Annotated in this window: 20 protein-coding genes; 11 read left to right on the top strand and 9 right to left on the bottom strand. The window is 65.4% G+C overall.

All coding sequences use genetic code 11. The annotated features are described in order from the left end of the window. Positions 1–92 precede the first annotated feature (92 nt). Both NS6_RS00980 and NS6_RS00985 read right to left on the bottom strand, forming a co-directional pair. Positions 93–854: an SDR family NAD(P)-dependent oxidoreductase gene (locus NS6_RS00980; RefSeq protein ID WP_068035302.1), complete on the bottom strand. Its 762-nt coding sequence runs from the start codon at positions 852–854 to the stop codon at positions 93–95. A gap of 238 nt (positions 855–1,092) precedes the next feature. After that, the gene (locus NS6_RS00985) at positions 1,093–2,319 is read right to left on the bottom strand and encodes an oxygenase MpaB family protein (protein WP_068035303.1); all 1,227 of its coding nucleotides are present in this window, start codon (positions 2,317–2,319) and stop codon (positions 1,093–1,095) included. 64 nt (positions 2,320–2,383) lie between these two features. Between NS6_RS00985 and NS6_RS00990 the strand changes: the two genes are divergently transcribed. From NS6_RS00990 to NS6_RS01025, 8 genes are all read left to right on the top strand, one after another. Beyond that, positions 2,384–2,635: a hypothetical protein gene (locus NS6_RS00990; protein ID WP_068035305.1), complete on the top strand. Its 252-nt coding sequence runs from the start codon at positions 2,384–2,386 to the stop codon at positions 2,633–2,635. A gap of 9 nt (positions 2,636–2,644) precedes the next feature. Then, positions 2,645–3,295 carry a TetR/AcrR family transcriptional regulator gene (locus NS6_RS00995; protein WP_068035306.1) on the top strand — a complete coding sequence of 217 codons (651 nt, stop codon included), beginning with the start codon at positions 2,645–2,647 and terminating at the stop codon, positions 3,293–3,295. Between the two features lie 88 nt (positions 3,296–3,383). Continuing rightward, positions 3,384–3,896, top strand: a complete 513-nt coding sequence (locus NS6_RS01000; RefSeq protein WP_307646937.1) for an SRPBCC family protein — start codon at positions 3,384–3,386, stop codon at positions 3,894–3,896. Positions 3,897–4,186: 290 nt separating this feature from the next. Further along, positions 4,187–5,785: a GMC oxidoreductase gene (locus NS6_RS01005; protein ID WP_174552545.1), complete on the top strand. Its 1,599-nt coding sequence runs from the start codon at positions 4,187–4,189 to the stop codon at positions 5,783–5,785. 140 nt (positions 5,786–5,925) lie between these two features. Beyond that, entirely contained in the window at positions 5,926–8,139 is a 2,214-nt protein-coding gene (locus tag NS6_RS01010) for an acyl-CoA dehydrogenase family protein (protein WP_068035308.1), read from the top strand. Positions 8,140–8,354: 215 nt separating this feature from the next. Continuing rightward, entirely contained in the window at positions 8,355–9,389 is a 1,035-nt protein-coding gene (locus NS6_RS01015) for a phage tail tip lysozyme (protein ID WP_157112569.1), read from the top strand. A 296-nt stretch (positions 9,390–9,685) separates the two neighbouring features. Further along, the gene (locus NS6_RS01020; RefSeq protein ID WP_068035312.1) at positions 9,686–10,273 is read left to right on the top strand and encodes an Rv0361 family membrane protein; all 588 of its coding nucleotides are present in this window, start codon (positions 9,686–9,688) and stop codon (positions 10,271–10,273) included. Positions 10,274–10,702: 429 nt separating this feature from the next. Continuing rightward, positions 10,703–11,029 carry a DUF4333 domain-containing protein gene (locus NS6_RS01025; protein WP_068035314.1) on the top strand — a complete coding sequence of 109 codons (327 nt, stop codon included), beginning with the start codon at positions 10,703–10,705 and terminating at the stop codon, positions 11,027–11,029. Positions 11,030–11,186: 157 nt separating this feature from the next. Here NS6_RS01025 and NS6_RS01030 read toward each other — a convergent pair whose 3' ends face one another. The 7 genes from NS6_RS01030 to NS6_RS01060 all read right to left on the bottom strand — a co-directional run bounded on the left by NS6_RS01030 (position 11,187) and on the right by NS6_RS01060 (position 15,661). Beyond that, the gene (locus NS6_RS01030) at positions 11,187–11,489 is read right to left on the bottom strand and encodes a hypothetical protein (protein ID WP_068035316.1); all 303 of its coding nucleotides are present in this window, start codon (positions 11,487–11,489) and stop codon (positions 11,187–11,189) included. A gap of 57 nt (positions 11,490–11,546) precedes the next feature. Continuing rightward, positions 11,547–11,840 carry a WXG100 family type VII secretion target gene (locus NS6_RS01035; RefSeq protein WP_068035318.1) on the bottom strand — a complete coding sequence of 98 codons (294 nt, stop codon included), beginning with the start codon at positions 11,838–11,840 and terminating at the stop codon, positions 11,547–11,549. Between the two features lie 64 nt (positions 11,841–11,904). Then, positions 11,905–12,708: an ESX secretion-associated protein EspG gene (locus tag NS6_RS01040; RefSeq protein WP_068035320.1), complete on the bottom strand. Its 804-nt coding sequence runs from the start codon at positions 12,706–12,708 to the stop codon at positions 11,905–11,907. A gap of 43 nt (positions 12,709–12,751) precedes the next feature. Then, complete coding sequence (locus NS6_RS01045; protein ID WP_068036001.1) at positions 12,752–13,750, bottom strand: PPE domain-containing protein; 999 nt, start codon at positions 13,748–13,750, stop codon at positions 12,752–12,754. Positions 13,751–13,756: 6 nt separating this feature from the next. Continuing rightward, positions 13,757–14,062: a PE family protein gene (locus NS6_RS01050; protein ID WP_068035322.1), complete on the bottom strand. Its 306-nt coding sequence runs from the start codon at positions 14,060–14,062 to the stop codon at positions 13,757–13,759. 16 nt (positions 14,063–14,078) lie between these two features. Then, positions 14,079–15,347, bottom strand: coding sequence for a hypothetical protein (locus NS6_RS01055; protein WP_068035324.1), 1,269 nt, complete (start codon positions 15,345–15,347; stop codon positions 14,079–14,081). Next, the gene (locus NS6_RS01060) at positions 15,347–15,661 is read right to left on the bottom strand and encodes a type VII secretion target (protein ID WP_068035326.1); all 315 of its coding nucleotides are present in this window, start codon (positions 15,659–15,661) and stop codon (positions 15,347–15,349) included. The genes NS6_RS01055 and NS6_RS01060 overlap by 1 nt, the downstream gene beginning before the upstream one ends. A 451-nt stretch (positions 15,662–16,112) precedes the next feature. On the opposite strand from NS6_RS01060, the gene NS6_RS01065 reads away from it, so the two are divergent. The 3 genes from NS6_RS01065 to NS6_RS01075 are packed head-to-tail and all read left to right on the top strand — an operon-like array spanning position 16,113 to position 20,582. Further along, the gene (locus tag NS6_RS01065) at positions 16,113–17,783 is read left to right on the top strand and encodes a hypothetical protein (protein ID WP_084470552.1); all 1,671 of its coding nucleotides are present in this window, start codon (positions 16,113–16,115) and stop codon (positions 17,781–17,783) included. 1 nt (position 17,784) lies between these two features. Beyond that, a complete protein-coding gene (locus NS6_RS01070; RefSeq protein WP_068035328.1) occupies positions 17,785–19,803 on the top strand; it encodes a hypothetical protein in 2,019 nt (672 codons plus the stop codon). Further along, positions 19,803–20,582, top strand: a complete 780-nt coding sequence (locus tag NS6_RS01075) for an ESX secretion-associated protein EspG (RefSeq protein ID WP_068035331.1) — start codon at positions 19,803–19,805, stop codon at positions 20,580–20,582. Before NS6_RS01070 ends, NS6_RS01075 begins: the two co-directional genes overlap by 1 nt. Positions 20,583–21,216 lie beyond the last annotated feature (634 nt).

The following is a 21,216-nucleotide window of genomic DNA, read 5'->3' on the forward strand; positions in this document are numbered from 1 at the left end:
CGACCGGGGCGCTCCCGGCGCCGCACAGCGCGCCGGGAAACAGTGTGGTTCGCGGTCTTTCTCCGGCGCGCAGTGCCCGGCCGGTCATCGATTCATTTGGGCGCGAACCGCATTCCGGCGTCCAAGCGCAGGCACTGGCCGTTGAGCATCGCATTGTCGATGATGGAGCAGGCCAGCTTCGCGTATTCCTCCGGCCGGCCCATCCGCTTCGGGAAGGCGTTGCCCGCGACCAGCGGCGTCACCATCTCTTCCGGTACACCGGCCAGGATGCCGGTATCGAACAGGGACGGCGCGATGGCCAGCACGCGGACCCCGACCGAACCCAGATCGCGAGCCATGGTCAGGGCCATTCCCGCGATACCGGCCTTGGCCGCCGTGTAGGCGACCTGCCCGATCTGGCCCTCGAACGCCGCGATGGAGGCGGTATTGACAATAACGCCGCGTTCGCCGTCGGCGTTCGGCTCACCCTGGCTCATATGCCAGGCCTGCAAACGGTTCAGGTTGAAGGTGGAGATCAGGTTCAAATTGATGATCTGCTGGAACGATTCCAGATCGTGCGGCCCGGTCTTGGACAGCGTGCGCTTGGCGATACCGCCACCGGCGGTGTTGACCGCGATATCGAGCCCGCCGAGCTGTTCCACCGCTTCGGCCAGTACCGATTCGACACCGGTGTGATCGGTGACGTCGGCTTCGAAGAAGGAACCGCCGAGCTCGGCAGCGATCTTGCTGCCCTCACTGGCAGTGCGGTCGACAACGACGACCTTCGCTCCGCGGGCGGCGAGCAGTTCGGCGCTGGCCCGGCCCATTCCGGAGGCGCCTCCGACGACGACTGCACGTGCTCCCTGGATCTCCATAATTTCTGTCCTTCTCGGTGTACGGCACAGCCCATCGATCGCCGATGGGGCCGGTTACGTTATATCCGTCCGGGGAGCCCACACCCAAGTGGTTCGTAGAACTATCGGTGAAAGCGCTGATCAATCGCTCAGCCGGCAGATGCGGTGTCGAGCGGGTATCTCGCCGCGGCACGGGCCCGGTCGCCGTAGTGGAAACAGGTCACCAGATCGTCGGCTGCCCGGCTCCGCAGAATGCTCGTTATGCCGTGGCCTGCAGGTGGTGTGCCGACATCCCCACATCTGCCGGACCGGAACCCACCAGCATCCTCTTGAACGCCGCTTGTTCCCGCAGTCCGCGTTCCTCGGCACGTTGCCGAGCGGCCGGGCTGACCCGGGTGGCCGCACTGCGTGCGAGGTTGACCGGTACGCGCAGCGCGGGATACCACGGCGGCATATACGGCCACAGGCCGAGTTTGCGCATGGCACCCGGCCCCAGGTACATGCTGGAGATCGACAGATGCTGGGCGCGCGCGATCCGGCCGCGTAGCCACGGCAGGTTCGGATAGTTCCAGGTCAGTGGGTCGTTGGCCATCGGCAGGGCGAGCTGGCGGGTGGTCTCGTCAGGATTCGTGATGGCCGTCATGGTGTGGTAGAGAATCCGGACACTGTCGCGGAATCCGGTCGGCAGCCACTCATCCGCAACACCCATCAGCCGGCCCACGTAGCGGGCGAGGTGGGCCGCAGCCTCCCGGTCCTCGCGGGACGGCACGATCCCCATCACCAGACCGCCGACGAACGGCGCGATGAGCGCACCCACCAGTGTCGCGGCCATATCCGTCTGGTTGATCGGCAGGCCCCACGCGCGTTGATCCCAGTCGGGCATGGCGCCGACGTGCCGGCGAACCAGCGAATGGACGAACCGTACATGCAGGGTGGAGCGATAGCCGGGTTCGAACTTGCCCATACCGTTCTGGACGTCGAGCGCCCACTGCATCGTCTCGGCGAACCGCTGGGCGGGCCCCTTCTCGAGCGCGCCGGTGCGCAGCAGCGTCTTGTTGAATCCGGACGCCAGGTATCCGCCGAGGAAGGATACGTCGCGCGCCAGGTACAGCCCGTCGTAGCCGCCGCGGCGCAGCACTTGTTCGCCGCGGCGCAGCATCTTCTCGTCCAGCCATTCCGGCAGTGTTTCGACGGCGGTGAAGAACTCGCGCAGCGGCTGCGGTGCCTCGGTGACCGAATCGATTCCGCCGGCCACGGCCTGTTCGAACAGCGGCCGGGTGTCGGCCATCCCGGTGCCGATCATCCAGTCGACCAGGTTGTCCATCGGTTCGTCGCCGATCAGCAGCGATTCGCCCATGGCCGCCCAGCGCCGCGAGTCCGGTGCGCCGATGCCCATCAGCATGGCGAACGGTTTCAACCCGGGCACGGCGACCGGACCGGCGGGGTGCCGGGTGGGGATCTCGGTACCCGTGTCTGCAAATCCCATGAAACGAATGTATTGAGTCCGTTACATTGTGTCAATGGTGGGGTCTACGGTGAGGCGGAGCAGCATGAACGATTCCCGCCGATCCGTCGTGATCGGGGGTGGGTCGGCCGATATCGCTACCGAACAATGGTTCGAGCGTGTCGGTATGGCGGCGAAGGCTCGTACGGTCCTGTGGGATCGGCCGGCGCCGGGGATCGCCGCCCGGGGATGGGACTCGCGCCGACTGGTCGGCCACGATGGAGAGCGCCGCGCAGAGTGGGCGCTGCCCGTCCATGCCTCGCGCGAGGGCTGGGACACAATGCAACGCGGTCTATAATTCCGCTACATGTTCCGTACCTATGACGAAGTCGACGAGCGGATTCTGGACGCAACCCTCGGCCGGATTCTGCAGGTCGGCATCCGGCGCAGCAGTCTGGACGATATCGCCCGCCGCTGCGGGCTGAACCGGATCACCCTCTATCGCCGATTCTCCGGTAAGGATGCCCTGATCGAGGCGGCGCTGTCCCGCGAGATCGCGCGGGTACTCGCCGAGGCGACGGCGATCGCCTCGACGACCGAGGGCACCGCCGCCCAGATCGAGGAGACGGTTCTTTTCGTGCTCCGCCTGACCCGGACTCACCCGCTGGTTACCCAACTGCTGGCGGTGGCGCCCGAGGAAGCGCTGGGCTTCTACACCGTGCGCGGCGAGGAAATGGTCTCCCAGGGTATCGAGTACATCGCCGGTGTACTGGCGGCCGGACAGGAGCAGGGGGTGCTGGCCCCGTACGACCCGCGGCCGGTGGCCGAACTCGTTGCCCGGATGGCGCATTCGCTGATGCTCACTCCCACCGCGGGGGTCGATTTCGACGATGAGCAGGCGGCGCGGGCCTTCATCCGGACCACCATCGTGCCGTTGATGAAGTACGGCATCCGTTCCGGGGGTGACGCCGCCGTCGAGGGGGCATCGGGGCCGGAGCGCACGGCCGGATCGAAGTGAAGCGCCCGGTACCTGTCGAGGACACGCGCGCTGCGTGTTTCGGATACCTAGGATCGACGACGACGAGGCCCGACAAGGAGTTGACGCCGTGGTGAAAATAAACCGGATCACCGAGGTATCCGGCAGCATCGTGGTCTGCACCGACCCCGGTACCGCCTACGACGCGGTGAGTGATGTGACGCAGATGGGCCGGTGGAGTCCGGAGAACACGGGCGCGGCGGTCGCCGAACCGGGCCGGGCGGCGTACCCGGGAATGACTTTTGTGGGTGCGAACCGGCGCGGGCCGATGCGGTGGCATACCGAATGCACTGTGACCGTGGCCGAGCGGCCGAGCCGGTTCGCCTTCCGGGTGTGCCGGTGGGGGTTGTGGAGGCCGATGCTGCCGGTGGCCGTAGCGACTTGGGAGTACCGGTTCGACGCCGTCGCCGAGGGGGTCCGGGTCACCGAGATCTGGTACGACGACCGCACCCACTGGCCGGATACCCCCGCCCTGTGGTTCGACCGGGTGGCCACCGGCAAGCGGGGTTTCGCTGAATTCCAGAAGGGCAACATTCGCCGCACTCTGGATCGATTGAAAGCAGAGCTCGAGGCCGCCGGCTGAGTCGGCGAGGGCCGCTACCTGCGCTGGACATATGTCCATATTCCTGTTCGGGGGGTTGTCTATATGGCCTCTGAACTGGTGTGATAAGGCCGATCGAGATCGTCATGACACTGCTGGGCAATCGACCGATAGGTTCTTGACACTCGATGTGACAGCTATCTACTTTCGAACTCGCCCGCGGAAAGCGCCTCGGGCGCTCCGCTTGTCGGCAGTTCGGCCGCCCGCGCGCCGACGTTGCCGCGGCGGCCGCTGTTGCAGGGAGTCGTAGCACAGCTGTTCGGAGGTCGCTCTTGTTCGCAATGTCTCGGCGCGCATTCCTGGGAGGCGCCGCGGCGGCGGCCGGAACAACGGTCGCCGCCGCGGCAGTCGCGTCGGCGGACAATGCTCTGCGCGTCCCGCGGCGCCGGACCCCGGTGGTTCGCGAGGACCACCGGGCGATCGTGGTGGGCTCCGGATTCGGCGGTGGTATCGCGGCCCTGCGGCTGGCGCAGGCCGGTGTCCCGGTCCTGCTGCTCGAACGCGGAAAACGCTGGCCCACCGGCCCGAACGCGGATACTTTCGGTAACCCGCTGAATCCCGACAAACGACTACTGTGGCACGGTTCCGATCCGCAGTTGTTCGGCAGGCCGGTCGCCTTCGAGCCCTACGCCGGCCTCCTCGATGCCGTCCCCGGCGAGAATATGACCGCGCTGTGCGCCGCCGGCCTCGGCGGCGGTTCCCTGCTCTACCAAGGTATGTCGCTGCAACCGGCGGAGGCGGTGTTCAACACCCATTTCCCGCAGGAACTCGACTGGCGGCTGATGGACCGGGTGCACTATCCGCGGGTCGCCGCCATGCTGCAACTGGCTGTGGCCCCGGACGAGCTGATCGCGCATCCGAACTACAACGCCGCGCGGATATTCGCGCGTAATGCCGAGGCGGCCGGGCTGCCGGTGTCGAAGATCCCGATGCCCATCGACTGGAACTACGCGCTGGCCGAAACGCGCGGTGAGATGACGGCCTCCTACACCAACGGTGCAGGGGCGTTCGGTGTGAACAACGGGGGTAAACATACCGTCGACGTCACCTATGTGGCCGCGGCCGAAGCTACCGGGTCGGTCGACGTCCAGGTGATGCACAACGTCACCGATGTGGAACGGGGTGCGGACGGTCGCTGGATCGTGCACGTCGACCAGACCGACGAGAACGCGCGGGTACTGGCGAAAAAGGTGCTCACCACCAAGACGCTCATCATGGCCGCGGGCAGTCTCAACACCACCGACCTGCTCATGCGAGCAGGTGGAAAGGGGCTGATCCCGGACTTGCCCGACGCGCTCGGCACCGGCTGGGGAACGAATGCGGACCGGATCTACACCTGGACCGGCCCGGCCGAGGATTTCGGCGCGGATCAGGGCGGGCCGGTCGTCTACGGGAGTCTGAACTGGGACGACCCCGCCACCGCGCATACCGTGATCCAGGCGTCGATCCCGCCGCTCGGTACGGACGCCCACACCACCATGCTCGTCGGATACGGCGTGAGCGATGCCCGCGGCCGCTTCCGCTACGATCCGGCCGCCGACAGTGCCCGTCTGTCCTGGCCTTCGGACGGCGACGCGGCGATCCAATACGGGCATATCGAGAAAACCGTGCGGGCGATCGCGGGTCCGGCGTCGGTGCTGGGCGATACCAATCGAGCCTTCCCGTCGACCTGGCATCCGCTCGGTGGCGCCTGTATGGGTTCGGTCTGCGATCTCGACGGGCGGGTCATAGGCCAGCGGGGGCTCTACGTCCTGGACGGTGCGTTGCTGCCCGGTAACGCCGCCGCCTGCAATCCGTCGATGACCATCGCCGCGGTGGCCGAACGGGCGATGGACAACCTGGTAGCGCAGGATGTGGGCACCACGATCTGACGGCTGCCGGCCGAGCCGGTGGCCGGCGCGCAGCGCGGCGTTCCACCGGATTTGCCACGGGCTAAGTAGAACGTGTTCTAATCTCAGTATCCCGTACCGAGCCGGGACCGTTGCCGACACCCACGACCGGAGTGATAGCCGTGCCCGTTGCCCTGACCGCCGACCAAGCGGCGCTGGCCGAAACCGTCGCCGGATTCGCGGACCGGTATGCCGCCCGCGAATACACGCGTAAGCACACCGATCGCCTGAAACAGGGGAACCTGCCCGAATTCTGGCCGGAACTGGTCGCGCTGGGACTCACCGGCGTGCACCTTCCGGAAACGGTCGGCGGCCAAGGCGGAACGCTCGACGATCTCGCTGTCGTGCTCGCCGAATCGGGCCGGGCACTGCTGCCCGGCCCACTGCTGCCCACGGCGGTCGCCGGTGCCGTACTCGCGTCCGCCGGTGGTTGCGCCGACGAGGCGTTGCGGCGGATCGCCGAAGGCGCGCCCGGCGCGGTGATCGGTCCGGAACACCGGGTCGCGTGCACCGCGGAAACCGGCGGCGCCGCAACACTGCTCACCGGTGAAACCGGCATAGTCCTGGGCGCCGCGTCCGCGGAACTGTTCGTCGTGGCGGCCCTCGCCGGGACCGAAACCCGGTGGTACCTGGTCGAACGCAACGCCGCTGGAATCGAGGTAGAGGCGAAAGACGGCGTCGATCTGGGCCGCGACCTCGGCATCGTCCGGTTCCGCGAGGTGGCCGTGGCCGCGCCGATCGAGCTGGACACCGATCGGGCCGAAGCCCTCGCCACCGCATTCTTCGCCGTGGAGGCGGCCGGGGTCATCCGCTGGTGCAGCGATACCGCCACCGAGTACGTCAAATCCCGGGTCCAGTTCGGCCGGCCGATCGGTGCTTTCCAGGCGGTGCAGCACCGCACCGCCCGGTTGCTGATCACGAGTGAACTCGCCACGGCCGCTGCCTGGGACGCCGTACGAGGTCTCGGCGATGAGCCCGGGCAGCGGACCCACGCCGTCGCGGGCTCGGTCCTGACCACGCTCGGTAACGCGGTGCACGCCGCGGTGGAATGTCTCGGCCTGCACGGTGCGATCGGCTTCACCTGGGAACACGATCTGCACCTGTACTGGCGGCGCGCTATGGCGCTGGCCGGTCTGGCCGGGCCGGTGGAATCGTGGGAACTGCGCCTCGGTGACGCCGCTCTGCAGGGGCCACGCACCTTCGCCGTTCCACTGCCGGAGACGGATTCGACTTTCCGCGAATGGGTATCGCAGATCCTGGACCGTGCGACGCAACTGGACAATCCGAACCCGTCGAAGGTCGGCGACCACGATGCGGTGAACACCGGCGCCCGCCGCACCCTGCTGGCGGACAGTGGCCTGGTGTCGCCGCCGATGGCCAAGCCCTTCGGTATCGAAGCGAGTCCGCTGGAACAGCTGATCCTGCAGGACGAATACGACAGGCACGGTATCGCCCAGCCCTCCATGGGGATCGGGCAGTGGGTGGTGCCGATCGTGCTGCATCGCGGCACTCCCGAGCAGCTCGCCCGGCTGGCCGGCCCGGCGCTGCGCGGCGAGGAGATCTGGTGCCAGCTGTTCAGTGAACCCGAGGCCGGCTCCGATGTGGCGTCGCTGAGCCTGCGTGCCTCCCGGGTCGACGGCGGATGGCGACTCCAGGGACAGAAGATCTGGACCACCCTCGCCCATCGCGCCGACTGGGGTCTGCTGCTGGCCCGTACCGACCCCGAGGCGGGCCGTCATCAGGGGCTCACCATGCTCCTGGTGGATATGCACGCCGAAGGGGTCGACGTGCGCCCGATCGTGCAGGCCAGCGGCGATGCCGAATTCAACGAGGTGTTCTTCGACGACGCATTCGTGCCGGACGAGATGGTCCTGGGCGAACCCGGCCAGGGATGGGCGCTGACCCTGGAAACTCTGGCACAGGAACGCCTGTTCATCGGCGGTGTCCGCGATCCAGGACACAACGAGCGCATCAGGGGCATCATCGAACGCGGTGAATACGCCGGCACCCGTGACGATGCGGTGCGCACCCTCGGTCGGATCAGCGCCCGGGGCGCAGCCATCTCCGCAATGAATCTGCGGGAGACGATCCGGCGACTGGACGGTCACGCCATCGGCCCGGCCACCAGTGTGGCCAAAGCGGCCGCGTCGATTCTGCACACCGATGCCGCGGCCGCGGCGCTGAACTTGATCGGCCCGGCGGCCGCGCTCGGTGAAGCGCTATCCGAACCCGTGCATCACGAACTCGATATCCCGACCTGGGTGATCGGCGGCGGCACCCTCGAGATCCAACTGAACACCATCGCAACCCTGGTAATGGGCCTGCCGCGGAAGTAGCGGAGCGGCCCGGCGGTCGCCTCCCGGTAGAAAGACCCGCGATCAGGTCGTCGGTGGCGGGGGCCGGGGCCGGTATAGACGTGACACTATGGGATTTCTCGTCGGTATCCTGCGATTTCGGTCCAACGGGCATTCTCATCAGCGGGAGTACCGCAAGGGGGCCACGGAATGGAATTCTGATAAGCAGGTGACGGTCCCGGGTGAGGAAGGTGGACGTGGCTCGCACGGAGGAATGGACGCTCCATCGTCCGGTGAACGCTGCGATCCTCAATCCCTACGTCGACTACATCGAGAGCGTGCTGAAGGCACTGGAGGACGGGCTGGGAGACAAGAATGCGCAAACGCTGACCCCGGCGGAACTGGTCCAGGAACAGCCCGAGCGCATCGGTGACAGCGCACTGCAAGAGCAGTACGGCCTCAACACCGAGCAGATTCAGAGCTACCAGAACGACTGGTATGCCCTCGATGATCAAATCGGCTTCATTGCTTCCTTTGCAGCCGCGGACGCCAATACTGTGAGCCAGGAGTTCGAGGATCTGCGCGATGCGGCCGTCGAGATCTCGGCCGAGGTCCCGGACGATCCCACCCCGATCCGCCAGATCGATGCCGTGAACGCGCTGGACAACGCGGTCGGTGTCGCATACGAGGCGGTCCTGCGCGCATATGCGAAGCTGGAGGGCAAATCCACTGATGTGCCCGCACAGGATTGGTCGAGTAACGGCGGGGCCGCGCCGTACGTCCCCGGTGTCACGGACACCGGCAGCGCTTACAGCAATGACTCACCTCAGCCGATCGGTGAAGGTGAGAAGGCGCGGGTCGAGGAGATCTATCAGTATCTGCTCGAGAAGGGCTTCACACCCGCGCAAGCGGCCGGAATTCTCGGGAACCTGCAGGTGGAGTCGGGTTTCGACACCGGCGCGTACAACCCGGGCGAAGGCGCGATCGGCCTGGCGCAGTGGTTGGGTGGTCGGCGGGAGAACCTGGAAGCCTTCGCGGCGAAACGCGGTGCCGACGTGACGGACTGGAGAACACAGATCGATTTCATGGTGCACGAACTGGAAGGCAGCGAATCGGGTGCCATGCGTAGGCTGAAGGACACCACATCGGCGGGGCAGGCGGCGGCTGTCTTCGACGAGTACTACGAACGAAGCTCCGGCGAAGCGCGCGGGCAGCGTATCGCCAACGCGGAGAGCATCGCGAGCAGTATGGCCGGCTCCGGTCGCTCCACCGATTCCTCGGTTCTGGCCTGATTCCGGGGATTTTCGGTTAGCACGAGGCCTCCGGACAGTTCCTCAGGGATGGGAATATGGGCCGTTAATCCCCTCGCTGCCCGACTGGTTCAATCGTGCGTAGAGTGAGTGCCGCCAAGTGTGTTAACACCACGGTGCCGTGGGGAAATTAGTGTGAGGACGCGGCGCCGAACGGGCTCCGTGCAGGACAGCAAGGGATACAGGACTTCCGAATGGGTCACCCGCAACAACCCAATCCGTACCAACAGCAGCCGGGTCAGCCCATGCCACCCGGCCAACCCTATCCAGGACAGCCGATGCCTGGTCAGCCGTATCCGGGCCAACCGTACCCGGGGCAGCCGCAGTACGGGCAGCAGTTTCCGCCGCCGGGGCAGCCGCCGTACGGCGCGCCGGGGGGCTACGGTCAGCCGCCACGTCCGTCGGGGGGTAGTGGCGGCAAGATCGCGCTCATCATCGGCGGTGTCGCCGTGGTACTCATCGCGGTCGGCGTCGGCGGGTATTTCGCTTTCAGCGGCGGTGGCTCGGTGATGGGCGGCGGCTACGACGACCCGCGCGACGTGGCGCAGGCGTGGGTGGACCAGGACGGCGACCCCGAAGATTTGGTCTGCCAGGCGGATCTGGACGAGGTCGCGCAGTTCGAGCAGGACAATCCCGTCCAGCCCACCGGTATGCCCTCGAATATGCCGAAGCCGGAGACGAAGCTGAAAAGCGTGGACGTGCCCTCGGGGAGCGATAAGGGAACGTTCACCATGGAAATGACGATGGAGCTCCTCGGCGACGAGACAACCTCGACCTCGACCTACGATCTGGTCGAGGAAGACGGTAGCTGGAAGGTATGTGGGATCCTCGATCCCGATATCGAGGTCGACACTCCGGGTTTCTGACCCGGTCTCGACAACAGCTCGTAAGGCCCCGGCCGTGCGGAATGATTCCGCACGGCCGGGGCTGTTTTCGTCTCGGCCGGATTTTGGGCCGTCGAACGGCCGATAACGGTGGAGTCGGTTTCCGGAACACGCCGATCCTGTTCCATTGCAGGGCGCCGCCTGGGGTATTCGCTGACGGGGGGTCTCGCCGATTACACCTGCCGGAAAATGATGTGGTGGACAGGGGCTTTCAGCACAATCCACCCTTGGTGTCGTCCTCACTCACCCTTGGTGGACGAATACTCGCACCAAGGGTGTAAGTAGTTGTGGCGCAAAGGATTCGATAAGACGGATACAAGATCCGGAGGCCATTCTGCTGGGTGTAACGTTTCCGCGACCCGGCTTCGAGGTGGATCTTGCGGGAACCGGATTCCCGCGAAGGAGTTTCCTGTGCGAATCGCCGCACTGATATCAGCGCCGGCCGCCGGTGCAGTGCTGTTGCTAGGTGCCTGCGCAAATCCGCTGCTGAGTGCGGAAAATTACTTCGAACGTGTCGAATTAGAGCTTACGGTCGAGTATCTGCTCCGACAACAGGGGGAGGTCCAGGTATTTGCGGTCGAATGCCCGAAGGCATTGGAAATTCGCATGAACGCCCAGACCCATTGTCGGGCGCAGAACGGTGACGGGGAACTGAACGATGTCACCGTGGTTGTGATCCGAGCTGCCGGCGAACGTGGCCGGATCGCGGTACAGGTGAACGCTGCCCATTCGGAGTGACGATCTGTATCGAGCAGCTTGCTCGCCGCCTGGACCCGAGGCTCGACTCAGAGGTGATCATGAGAGCACAGTGAGTAAGTTCCGTGCGCAAAACCGTTGGCAGCCAAAGCAGCCGACGTCGGCTGAAGCGGATCCAGCCGACGTCGGTGCGTAGCGATCACACGATATCGAAGCCCTGGCCGATCTTGTGATCGACTGCGAGCATGTTCTGCATCGCATAGTCGGCGTCCGCGTTCAAATCACGAAGAATCTGTGTCGTGTCTTCGAGCTCTGACTTCAGCACACTGTGCGTTGAGATGAATCCGGCCTGAGCCTGATCGCCGGCGAGGCTCTCGCCGAAAGCGACAGCGGCATTGTTCAGCTCCTCGATCTGATCATCCATGGTGCCTGCATGTGTGTTGATCGCATGTACCATTTCTTCGATCTGACCTTTATTGTACTCGATGATGTCAGCGGTCATTCTATGCTCTCCATTCCAAATCTTGAATAACTGTGTGATCGGCGAAGAAGGTACCTATCAAGCGTTCGCCGAATCGGCATCACCGACCTGCTTGCCGCTGTTGTTGACGGCTTCCTGGAGATCCTGCAACTTGATGTTCAAATTCTTCGCCTCCAGGTCCCATTCTTCGAGTTTGCGTTCGAACGACGTATTCGCCTCGCCTTTCCAGCCCCGCTTGACGTCCTGAACTTCCTTGTTGATGAGATTGAACGTCGTGCGAAGCGTTTCGATCGCGTCGTTCATACGGGTTGCGACGCTGGCGACTGCGGCCTGATCCGCGCCGACGGACCCCGAGAGATTGGTGAGAGCCATGGTGTTGACCTTTCATTGGTAGAGTGGGCGCCGTGGTCCGGCGGCCGGGTGAACAACGGGGGTATCAAGCGCCGTGCGACGAAGTGAGCCACCTCCCCCCGGGGAGGCCCTCGAACAGCGCGGCGAGTGCTTGCGTCACTCGGTGGTCACTGCCCGCGGTCAGCGTGGTCCAGACTTGCTGATCCGGCGAAACCATAGGTGCGGAGACGATTCGACCGCGCCGGGTGTCGTAGACCGCGACTGTTCCCGGTGCGCGGACGGTAACGCCGTCGGTGTGCGCGTATGCCACGATTTCCGCGAAACCATGGCAGGAACCCAATGCCGAACCCAGTTGCGTGGCGTCGCGGCCACGAAGTCCGAGGGCGTGCAGTGCATCGACGTAGCCACTGGTGTCTTCGGCGGCGCTGAGGCGTGCTGCGAGTTCGCCGGCGGATGCGCTGAATGCGGGCACATCGGCCGGGTCGCACGCGCCGAGCGCGGTCAGCAGCGGTGTGGCAAGGGCGTCCGGCGTTCCGTCACTCCAGAGGAGGCCGATCTCGTAGCGGTCGCCGATACGGGTTGCCACTGCGTGATGCCCGGCGCTCTGCGCAATGCTCACCCGGGTGACTGTGGTTCCCGGGTAGATCCGCGCCACCAGTTCCCGCTCCGGATGCGCCAGTGTGAAGAGGGCACTGGCGAGTTCGGAGTCGACTTCACCGTGGTCGTCGAGAACACCGTCGGCCTGCAAGGCGATCAGCGCCTGGTCTCGCGCTGCCGCCCATGCCGTGTACGAATCCTGCTGGGGCCCGGCGGCAAGTACACGCGGTAGCGTCTGAACGCCCAGCCGTTCGGCAGCCAGGAGTAGTGCGTCGTTGGACAGTGATCTCATCTGTGCCTTCCGCGCCGGCGACAGGTATCGGAGCGTAGGCCGGTCATGGGGTCCCCCTCTGTTGTGCGGGTACGGCGGCATCATGCGCCGCGTTGGCCGGGGCCGTTGCCCCCAGCACGGCCGGTGCAGCCTGAATCGCCTCGGCGAGATCGGTCGGGTCCGCGCGATACGGCGCGGCATCGCCGGCGCGGCTGCCGCGGTCGTCAGTAGAGGCCGCCGCGGCACCGGGTCCTGCCGCGCCCGGCATCGGCCCGTTCGATCCCGGATCGCTGGCTGCTGTTGTTGTCGTGGCCGCCGGTGTGGTCGGCGCCGTCGTGGCTTGCACTATGGACACTGCACGATAGGCACCCGGCTCACGATGTAGTGGAATCGAGGGAACCCGTGGGAAACCGGGCCCCACGCCGCGTGGTGCGTGAGTGACCGGTGTGACTGTGGACCGAGGCTCGGCACGAGCTTTCTCCTCGGCACGTAATGCGCTGTCCGATACGACGACCGGCGGTGGCGCATGCTGCCACGGTGTGGCCAGTGCATCACTGGCCGCCTCGTAGGTACGCATTACTCGGGCGGCCGACGATTTCGCGGCATCCTGCTGAAATTCGGTATCGTCGGCGATAGCGGTCAGCGGTGCCCCGAGGATCGCGCTGACCTGGGCGATCGTTTCTTGCGCCGCCGCCAATGCGGCTACTTCCTCGGGGTGGGGCATGGCAGCCCTCGCGAGTTCGTAGGTCGCGATGTGCTCGGCGACACGGGTGGCGTTGGCTGCCGCCGCGCCCGCCGCGTCCAGTAGCCAGTCCCGGACGACCGCGAGACGCTCGAGCGGGATGGCGCTGCTCTCGGACCGCCAGGCCTGCCGTAGCTCGGCCACGATCCGGTCGTAGTCGAGTGCCGCGGTGCCGAATTGTGTTCCGAGCCGCGTCCAGGCAGCGACCGCATCGGCCAGTCGCATGGTGCCACCGCCTGTGATGAGGTCTGTCGCCAGTTTCTCTGCGGGCCGGGCTTCCCAGACCACGCCGGTGAATCCGTGTGCCGGTGGTTCGATCACCGGCACTCACCCAGTTCTGACGGGTGCGGTGAACCCGTCGGCGTTGCTGAGTTCCATCGCGAGGACCCCGTCTGCTTGTGCGCGCACTGTAGCGGCGAGTTTGCGTAGTTCGACGACTGCGAGATCGCCGGAGACGCTGTACGACTCACCGACTCGGCGTAGCGTTTGTGCGGCTTCGACGGAAACCTCGTCGCTGCCCGCGGGTGGAGCGTTCAGCAGAGGCCATTCCGTGCGCAGTGTCGCGTCCAGCCGGTCGGCGAGCGCATCGAGATCGAGGGCCGCGCCACGTGCGCGGTCGGGATCGTATTCCATGGGTTCCTCCCCGGGGTCACAAGGTGAGTGCTTTGTCCGGCGGCGGCCCGTCCGGTGCAGTGCCGGTGATCCGTTCGGTGACGCCGATGACTGGTGGCGTGGCGTCGTCGATATCGCCGACCATTTCGCTGCCGTGCTGCTCGGTCACCAGCGCTCCTTGCAGGTTGCCGGTCGTCGATTCCGCGCCACCGCGGGCCATGGCGCCGCCCGCTCCACCGCCCGGCATGAATGCCGGCCCGGTCCCGCGTCCGGGTGACTGCGATCCCGCGGGCGAGCTCGCAGTTGTGGATGTGGAGGCAGTCGAGGCAGGGCTGGATCCGGTGTTTCCGGCAGCCGGGGCACCGGACCAGGGGGCCAACGGCCGGGCCGCGGGAGCGGGACTGCCGCCGCCGCGCATCATCGGGGCTCCGCCACCCGGTCCGCCTCCCTCGGGGATGTCATGCGGTTTTACGCCCGAAGCCGTCTGTGTCAGAGCTGTATCCGCCGGTGTTCGCGAATGCAGTGCCGTGTTGTTCTCGGCGAGCGCTCGGGCTCCGGTGGTGGCCGCGTTCACGACGGTCGGCAGGACCTGCATGACCTGCGACAGGATCTGCATGGCATCGGCATTCGGCGGGTCGGTGACCGGGATCTTGGTACCTGTCGCGGTCATCTCGGCGCTGTGCACGGTCAGTTCTGCGCGAGTCTGAGCCACCACGGCCAAGGCCTCGAGCATGGTCTCGACCGTGGTGGCCGTCAGGAACACCTGTCCGGCGCCTGTGGCGAGAAACGGCGCGGCCATGGTGACCGTGGTGAGGTATTTCGCGATGATGGCCGCCAAAGTCAGTCCACCCCGCGATACCGAGCCCGCGGCCGCCGCCACACCCAGCGAGGTCTGCGTGCTCTGTGTCGCGACCGCGGTACTGTCGGCACTCACCTGGGCTTGTTTGGCCGCGGCGGCCGCGGCGGCCTGTCCCTGCCACAGGCCGGACGCCATTTGCAGGGCCGACGAACCGACCTGTACCGCGGTCTGGACGACCGAGGACACCTGGGAGAGCACCTGTATCGGATCGACGTCGGGTGCCGCAGGGAACTGCCCGGTTCCGAAACTGCTTGCCAGATCGGTCAGCGGCCGTGCCAGCGCCGTCAGGTCGAGGACGGGCAGCGGGAATTCCGGCAGTGCCGGGATTTCCGGTAGTGGTGGCAGGCCCATGTCCCGGAGTACCTGGTCGATCGGCTTGTCCATGGTCTGACCGACCGGACCGGCTCGCAGTGCCTCGGTGATGGTGGGGTCGAGCGGTGGGCTCATCAGAGAACTCTGACCGCGCTGAAGTCGACGGCCGAGTGCTGTTCGGTGGCTTGATAAGTGTCGGCGCCCTGGTGGGCGGTGACGGCGGTGGCCGCGTGGACCGCGGCGATCTCGTTCACCGACATCATGTTGTTCGCCTGCGCCACCGCGAAGGCGAGAAGGAAGTCCTGGCCGATGAGCCCGAAGACCGGGACCGCTGCCGCGATGACCGCCGCCTGGTTCGTGGCGCCGGCGGCGGCAACCTCGGCTGCCGTGATCGCGGCGGAATCGCCGTAGCCGCGGATTGCTGTGGGTGCGGCCTGTAAGTGGTGCATTTGTGTACCCCCGAAGCTCTCGTGTGCCGAAACTTGAAAGTACCGAATTCCGCGCGCTTTTCGGAGTTATTCATGCTCAAATGACGGTTAAGAATTGAGATACTCGACCGCCGATCGCTGCCGGTACTTACATTCCCTTGACATTCTCCGTGCTGGGAATTCTTTCTCATTCGAAATTGGGGCACGATGCAGTCCGCTTCCCGAGCGTGGGATTTCGGTGCTGAAACTGTGCGACGCCCCGGAATGGTGGGGGTGCGGAGGCTACCGAGGGGGATCGGATCACAGGCAGAGTGAGTCAAGGGAATGTAAGCAAGCATCCGGCGGAGAAGGGGGCGGTTGACAGCCTTGCGGTCGACTGACTGAACTTGAACCAGCGATGAATTCGGCCGGGGGCGCCTCGGCCGGCCGCGTGCGGCGGTCCGATCGGAAAGACTCGGAGAGGTTCCAGGATATGGCAGGTCAGGGCGAGAACGAGGCGGACGACGCTCCGGATGTTGCATTCACCCTGGACCTGGGTGCCGATTCGGCAATCGGCGACCACATCGCTCCGCCTGATCCACCCGAGGCCCCTTCCGGACCGGTCTCTGCCACGGAACCGGATGAGGGCGTGCGCGATGGAGGGAGTGAAGCCGACCCGGGCCCCGGAGGCGGGAGCGTCGTGGGCGACGACGCGACCGCGGACTCGGTGCCGCCGGAATCCCGAGTGACAACCGGTGCCGATCCCATCGAGCGGATCATCGACGCGATCTTGCCCGTCGCTCCCGAGCGCTGGGACAGGTTATATGCCGAGTTCGCGCTGACTGTTTCCACAGACTTCGCGCAGGCGATCTTCTCCACAGACGCAGCCGAATCCGTGGCCGAGATACCGGCGCCGGTCATCGATCTGGTGCGGGAGTATCGGGCCACGGCACACGAACCCGAGCGCGGTCCCTGGTGGCGGTTGATGATCCACGTCACCGCCGACCGGGTTATCGAAGTCGACTACGACTACGGCAACGATCCGTTCCCAGAGGGACAACTTTTCGCTCCGGAAGCCTATCGAGCCGATGTGGAAGCCTATCCCCGTGAACGGCTCCCGGTATGGCTCGCCGCCTACATCGGCCACGCCGGGCGGCAGTCCCGCAGCCCGCAACGAGCGGCAGCGGCCGCCCGCACCGATCGCGCGGCAGCGGTGTGGTCGGAACTCGCCGAGAACGAATTCCCGGCTTTTCCGGTGATGTGGGCGCGCTGGACGACCCTCGCGGCTGCCTTTGCCGTCAGTGGTTCGGAATGGGGACCGCGCATACTGCCAGGGCAGGGCTGGTTCGAAAGTGCGCGCCGCAGTGGCGCGACACTGTGCACGCTGCCCAATGACCGGGCGGTGCTGTCGGGCGGCGTGTGGAACGCTCCCACACTCGATCGGAGCTACAACGGCGGCGGCCCGATGCCGAAGTTCTATACAGGAGCCCCCGAGTGGGTTGCCGACCCGGTGCTGAATCCCCGTGCTGCCTCCGGACTTCTGTCGTTCTGCTACTGGTGGGAGGGCGGCCGGTGGTATCGGGGCGAATCACCCGACGCCGAGGACTGTGCGCCCGCCGTCCCCGGCGTGTGGACCGGTGAAACGGTGGTCGATATCGTCACACGTGTCGTCTCCCGGACCGGACAGCCGGAGGCGCGGCCGGCGATCGCGACGTTGGTGGCCGCGGCGGAATCCGGAGCGGTCACCGAGGACGTGGTAACCGATGCGTTCGGCGGTGGCGCGGTCGATATGGACGGTGCGCTGTTCCAGTTCCGGCTGGCCGGGCTGATGTCCGAGGTTCCGACGGCAATGCCGGAACAGCTGGCGCTCACCAGGATCCGGCAGTATGTGAGCGGACGCGGACTCGACACCACAGGGTATCCACTGGACGAGCTGGTGGCCGACCGGCTGGACTGCGGGTGGATGGTGTACGTCCCGGTGCCCCGTGGTGAACTCGCGATCGGCCGGGCGATCTTCTATATCGCGGACGACGGCGTGCTGGAACCGTCGTCGTCGTCGGTTCCGCCGGCGAGGTTCATCGCTGAATTCGCGAAGCGGTTCGAGCTGCGATCGACCCGTGGAGGCGGGAAGAATGACAGCCCCCAACCCGTGAGGAGTTCGTGATATGGCCACGGAAGGTGAGGAAGGTACCGAGGGCGAGGAGGCAACCGAAGGCTCGGACAGTGCCGAGGGTACGGAGGAAGTTGCTGCTGAACCCGAAGCGCCGCTGTGGTCCACGCTTACTGATCTGGCAACGGACGGGAAGCTGGTAGTCGAGGACGGTATAGCGTTCGAGTGTGCGGCACGCTGCGCGTACCTCATGGGTGTACTGGATGCCATCAAACTGGATGGCAAGCTTCTCGGAGCCTTTCCGGCTGCCTATTATGCCGAGCCGCCGATTGTTTCTCTCGATGAATACGACAAGAAGCTCGCCGGAATGGGCACGAAGTTGTATGAACTGATCGGCTATCCAGGTAAAGAGGGTACTCACCTCGATGGCCTGGATAATATGCTCGCCGCCTTCAAGGCAGCTGGAAAATCCTATCAGGAGACAGACAGTTCCTCTGCGGCTGAGTTCGATCTCGACAGTGTGGATCAGGATTCGGCTACGGGAGCGTTCGTCGAGCGATCACCGCATTCGGGCTCTCTTCTCGACGAGGAATTTCTGCGAGGTCGGCTGGAAGCCATGGAGCTGATCGATCCTTATCCTCTGATGCCGGATTGGCCCAGTGATCTGTCCTTCGAGCAGCTGTACGAACTGGGGAACTATATCAGGTCGCAAGGTATGGTCACGAGCTATCAGGAGAAGGGAACGCAGTGGTACCAAATGGGGGACACCATCCTCGGGGCCTCCACAGATTTCATGAACAAGCTCGTCGGATCTACGGCCGATGCTTGGACAGGCGAGGGCAGAGAAGGGGCGATAGCGGCATCGAGCCACTTCAATAATCAGCATCTAGCGCTGGTGGAGGCCATGTTCCGCGTCGGTGATTCTTACCGGCTCGCCGCTTACTGGCTCGAAACGACGGAGGAGGCCATGCCTCCGGAGAAGCACAATTGGGCGGGAACCTATGAGAGGTTCGACGAGTCACGCCCCAATCAATTTGCGCTGGACGACGAGTATACGTGGCGTCAGGATATGGGCCATGTGTTGATTGTCGACGATCCGACCGGGGTGTACCGGCAATCGTACCGCAACACATACGTCGAAGGTTTCAACGAGTCCAATGCCATGTTCCCGATGTTTCCGGCGTTCTCTGCGGGAATCGATCCCGTGGAGGTAACAGACGAAACGACCGAAATGACCGAAGACGATCAAAACTATGACAGCAACACGTACCCGGCTCCAACTGATGGCGGAGGTTTGTATCCCGACCTCGGTGGCGAGAATGTCGCTTCGTTGAGAGCCGGGGTCGTCGAGGAGGATCTCCTGGGCACCCCCACCTATCCGGCCGCCGGTTCCGACCCCGTGTCGGCGGCGCTCGAGCAGGGTTCGCAAGCATTACAGCAGGGATTGGGCATGGCGGAACAGGCCATGAACGCGGGACTCGGCGCGGTCGAGGAGAGTTTGGCGAATTCGGGCCTCCCCGGCGGGCTGCCTACCGACGGGCCGCCCCTGGGGGCCGATTCTGCTCTGGTTCCGGGCCTACCCGTGCTCCAAGGAGGCGGCCCCGGTGGAAATGTTGCGGGTGGCTTGGGCCCCGGTGGAAACGTTGCCGGTGGCTTGGGCTCCGGTGTCACGAAGCCGTCGATGGACCCTGCGAAACTCTTCCCACGTGCGGGACTTACGGGCGGTAGTTCGCCCGCGGTCGGGTCGGCTGGTCCGCAGGCCGCTGGTAGTCCGATGGGTAGTCCTATGGGCGGCAGCCCGGGTGCCGGCGCCCCAGGTGGTCGGGGTGGTCAGAACGACGATAAACATGAGCGGGCGAAGTACCTCGACAGGGTCGACAATCTCGACGAGGCATTGGGTGATCCGGTGGAGATGACGCGGTCGGTGGTCGGTGAGACGGCGCCGCGCGGCGCCGCTGCGGAGTTCGTCCAGCAGCCTGCGCCGCCGGTACGTCCGGCGCCACCCTCGCGCGAGCCGGTCCGTTCGGTAGTGCCGGAACAGCCGGTGATCGTTCCACAGGCGGAGCGGGGCTGATGTACCGCCAGTGGACGTTGAGCGATCTGGAGTTCGTTGTCCTCTGGGAGGAACAGCGCGAGGTACTGCTACCGACGCCGTTCACCTACCGTTCGAATATGGGGTCGTACGCAGAAGGGGAACGACAGCAACAGCGGACGCGTGCGCACCTTCGTGCCGTGGACAACTACGGGTTGGGAGATGCCCTGGAAATCATTGCCAGACCTGATTTGCAGATCATCCTGCATGCCTGGGACCCTCGATACCCAGAGGACCCGCACGCTCATATTCGACTGCACATCGCCCGTCGGTCCGACCGCACCTTCCTGCTCGAGCAGTTACCGGGAGCGACTCTTCAGCACAGCGGTGGATTCATCATCACCGAATGCGGGTATCTCGCGGTGGCCGGGTCGATAGTGGACCGGCTACCCCGACAGTCGGCGGGCCGGCTCACCGACGTCGTACTTCCCGGCGGCCGCGAAAGCGAGGGGCACGGGCAGTCGCTGGTACGAGAGCCGCACGAAGACCCGTCGCGAGCAGCCGCCGCGGAATTCAGCACGGCCCCCCGGAATTTGGTGGGCGCGATCGAGGTCCGGCAGGGGGTCGCGCCGCTCGGCCCCAAATACCGTGCAAGCCAAGGCTTCTGGGTGTTCGATTTGGCGGGGGACGGGCGCTATGTGGTCTGGCCGGAAAGGACTCGGGTCGCTACCGGCGTCGATTCTGTACAGCTGGTGGAGGCAATCAACTCGGCGGTTGCTCGAATTATCGTCGCGATCAAGGACCAGCGAGCCAGAGCGTGAACCTGCGACGGCGTTCACCAGGTAGGAACAGTGACGTGGTGACCCGAACAAGGAGGGTGCAGCTACATCCTCGGGAATGAGACGCGTTGAGCAATCAGAGGTGTGGGGGTGATCATGAGCACCTCGGGCGGGGCATACATCCAGCGGACAGGTTGACGTGGCAGTGCCGGATGTGCGCTTCAAGCTGTCTATCGAGGAGAACAAGGCCCTGGAGCCACTGTCGAGGCCGTCCTTGCCCACGCGAACAGGCTGGAAGGAACAAGTACCGAAGGGAGTCCGATACCCGCGCCCGCGGACGCGCCGGGCCTGGCGCTGATCACTTCCGCATTACAGGATCTGGGTCCTGCTGGTCGGCGGCGGTTCTCGGCGGAGTTCAGCGTCGCCGCCGGCGCCGGGCGTGCCCGGTTCAGATACTGGATCGGCGACCTCGAAGTCGCTGTCGCCGTGCCGGAATCAGTGCTGCGGTTGGTCCGTGCGCATCGAGGGATCGAGGCGGCAACGCGTCCCGAGCCGTGGTGGCGGATAATGCTGCACGGTACGCCCGACTCGATCGACTTCGGATATGACCACGGTGAGCGGCCGTTCCCGGCCGGGCGACTGCCGGCGGCGGAGGCGTATCGGGCCGATCTCGCGA

The organism is Nocardia speluncae NBRC 108251 (assembly GCF_001613245.1).
Lineage (GTDB): Bacteria > Actinomycetota > Actinomycetes > Mycobacteriales > Mycobacteriaceae > Nocardia > Nocardia speluncae.

Excerpts from the sequence above, each read along its gene's own strand:
- NS6_RS01035 (WP_068035318.1), bottom strand. The coding sequence starts at position 11,840 with ATGGCTCTCACCAATCTCTCGGGGTCCGTCGGCGCGGATCAGGCCGCA.
- NS6_RS01055 (WP_068035324.1), bottom strand. The coding sequence starts at position 15,347 with ATGAGCCCACCGCTCGACCCCACCATCACCGAGGCACTGCGAGCCGGT.
- NS6_RS01065 (WP_084470552.1), top strand. The coding sequence starts at position 16,113 with ATGGCAGGTCAGGGCGAGAACGAGGCGGACGACGCTCCGGATGTTGCA.
- NS6_RS01060 (WP_068035326.1), bottom strand. The coding sequence starts at position 15,661 with ATGCACCACTTACAGGCCGCACCCACAGCAATCCGCGGCTACGGCGAT.
- NS6_RS01030 (WP_068035316.1), bottom strand. The coding sequence starts at position 11,489 with ATGACCGCTGACATCATCGAGTACAATAAAGGTCAGATCGAAGAAATG.
- NS6_RS00990 (WP_068035305.1), top strand. The coding sequence starts at position 2,384 with ATGAACGATTCCCGCCGATCCGTCGTGATCGGGGGTGGGTCGGCCGAT.
- NS6_RS01040 (WP_068035320.1), bottom strand. The coding sequence starts at position 12,708 with ATGAGATCACTGTCCAACGACGCACTACTCCTGGCTGCCGAACGGCTG.
- NS6_RS01075 (WP_068035331.1), top strand. The coding sequence starts at position 19,803 with ATGTACCGCCAGTGGACGTTGAGCGATCTGGAGTTCGTTGTCCTCTGG.
- NS6_RS00995 (WP_068035306.1), top strand. The coding sequence starts at position 2,645 with ATGTTCCGTACCTATGACGAAGTCGACGAGCGGATTCTGGACGCAACC.
- NS6_RS00985 (WP_068035303.1), bottom strand. The coding sequence starts at position 2,319 with ATGGGATTTGCAGACACGGGTACCGAGATCCCCACCCGGCACCCCGCC.
- NS6_RS01020 (WP_068035312.1), top strand. The coding sequence starts at position 9,686 with ATGCCTGGTCAGCCGTATCCGGGCCAACCGTACCCGGGGCAGCCGCAG.
- NS6_RS01070 (WP_068035328.1), top strand. The coding sequence starts at position 17,785 with ATGGCCACGGAAGGTGAGGAAGGTACCGAGGGCGAGGAGGCAACCGAA.
- NS6_RS01050 (WP_068035322.1), bottom strand. The coding sequence starts at position 14,062 with ATGGAATACGATCCCGACCGCGCACGTGGCGCGGCCCTCGATCTCGAT.
- NS6_RS00980 (WP_068035302.1), bottom strand. The coding sequence starts at position 854 with ATGGAGATCCAGGGAGCACGTGCAGTCGTCGTCGGAGGCGCCTCCGGA.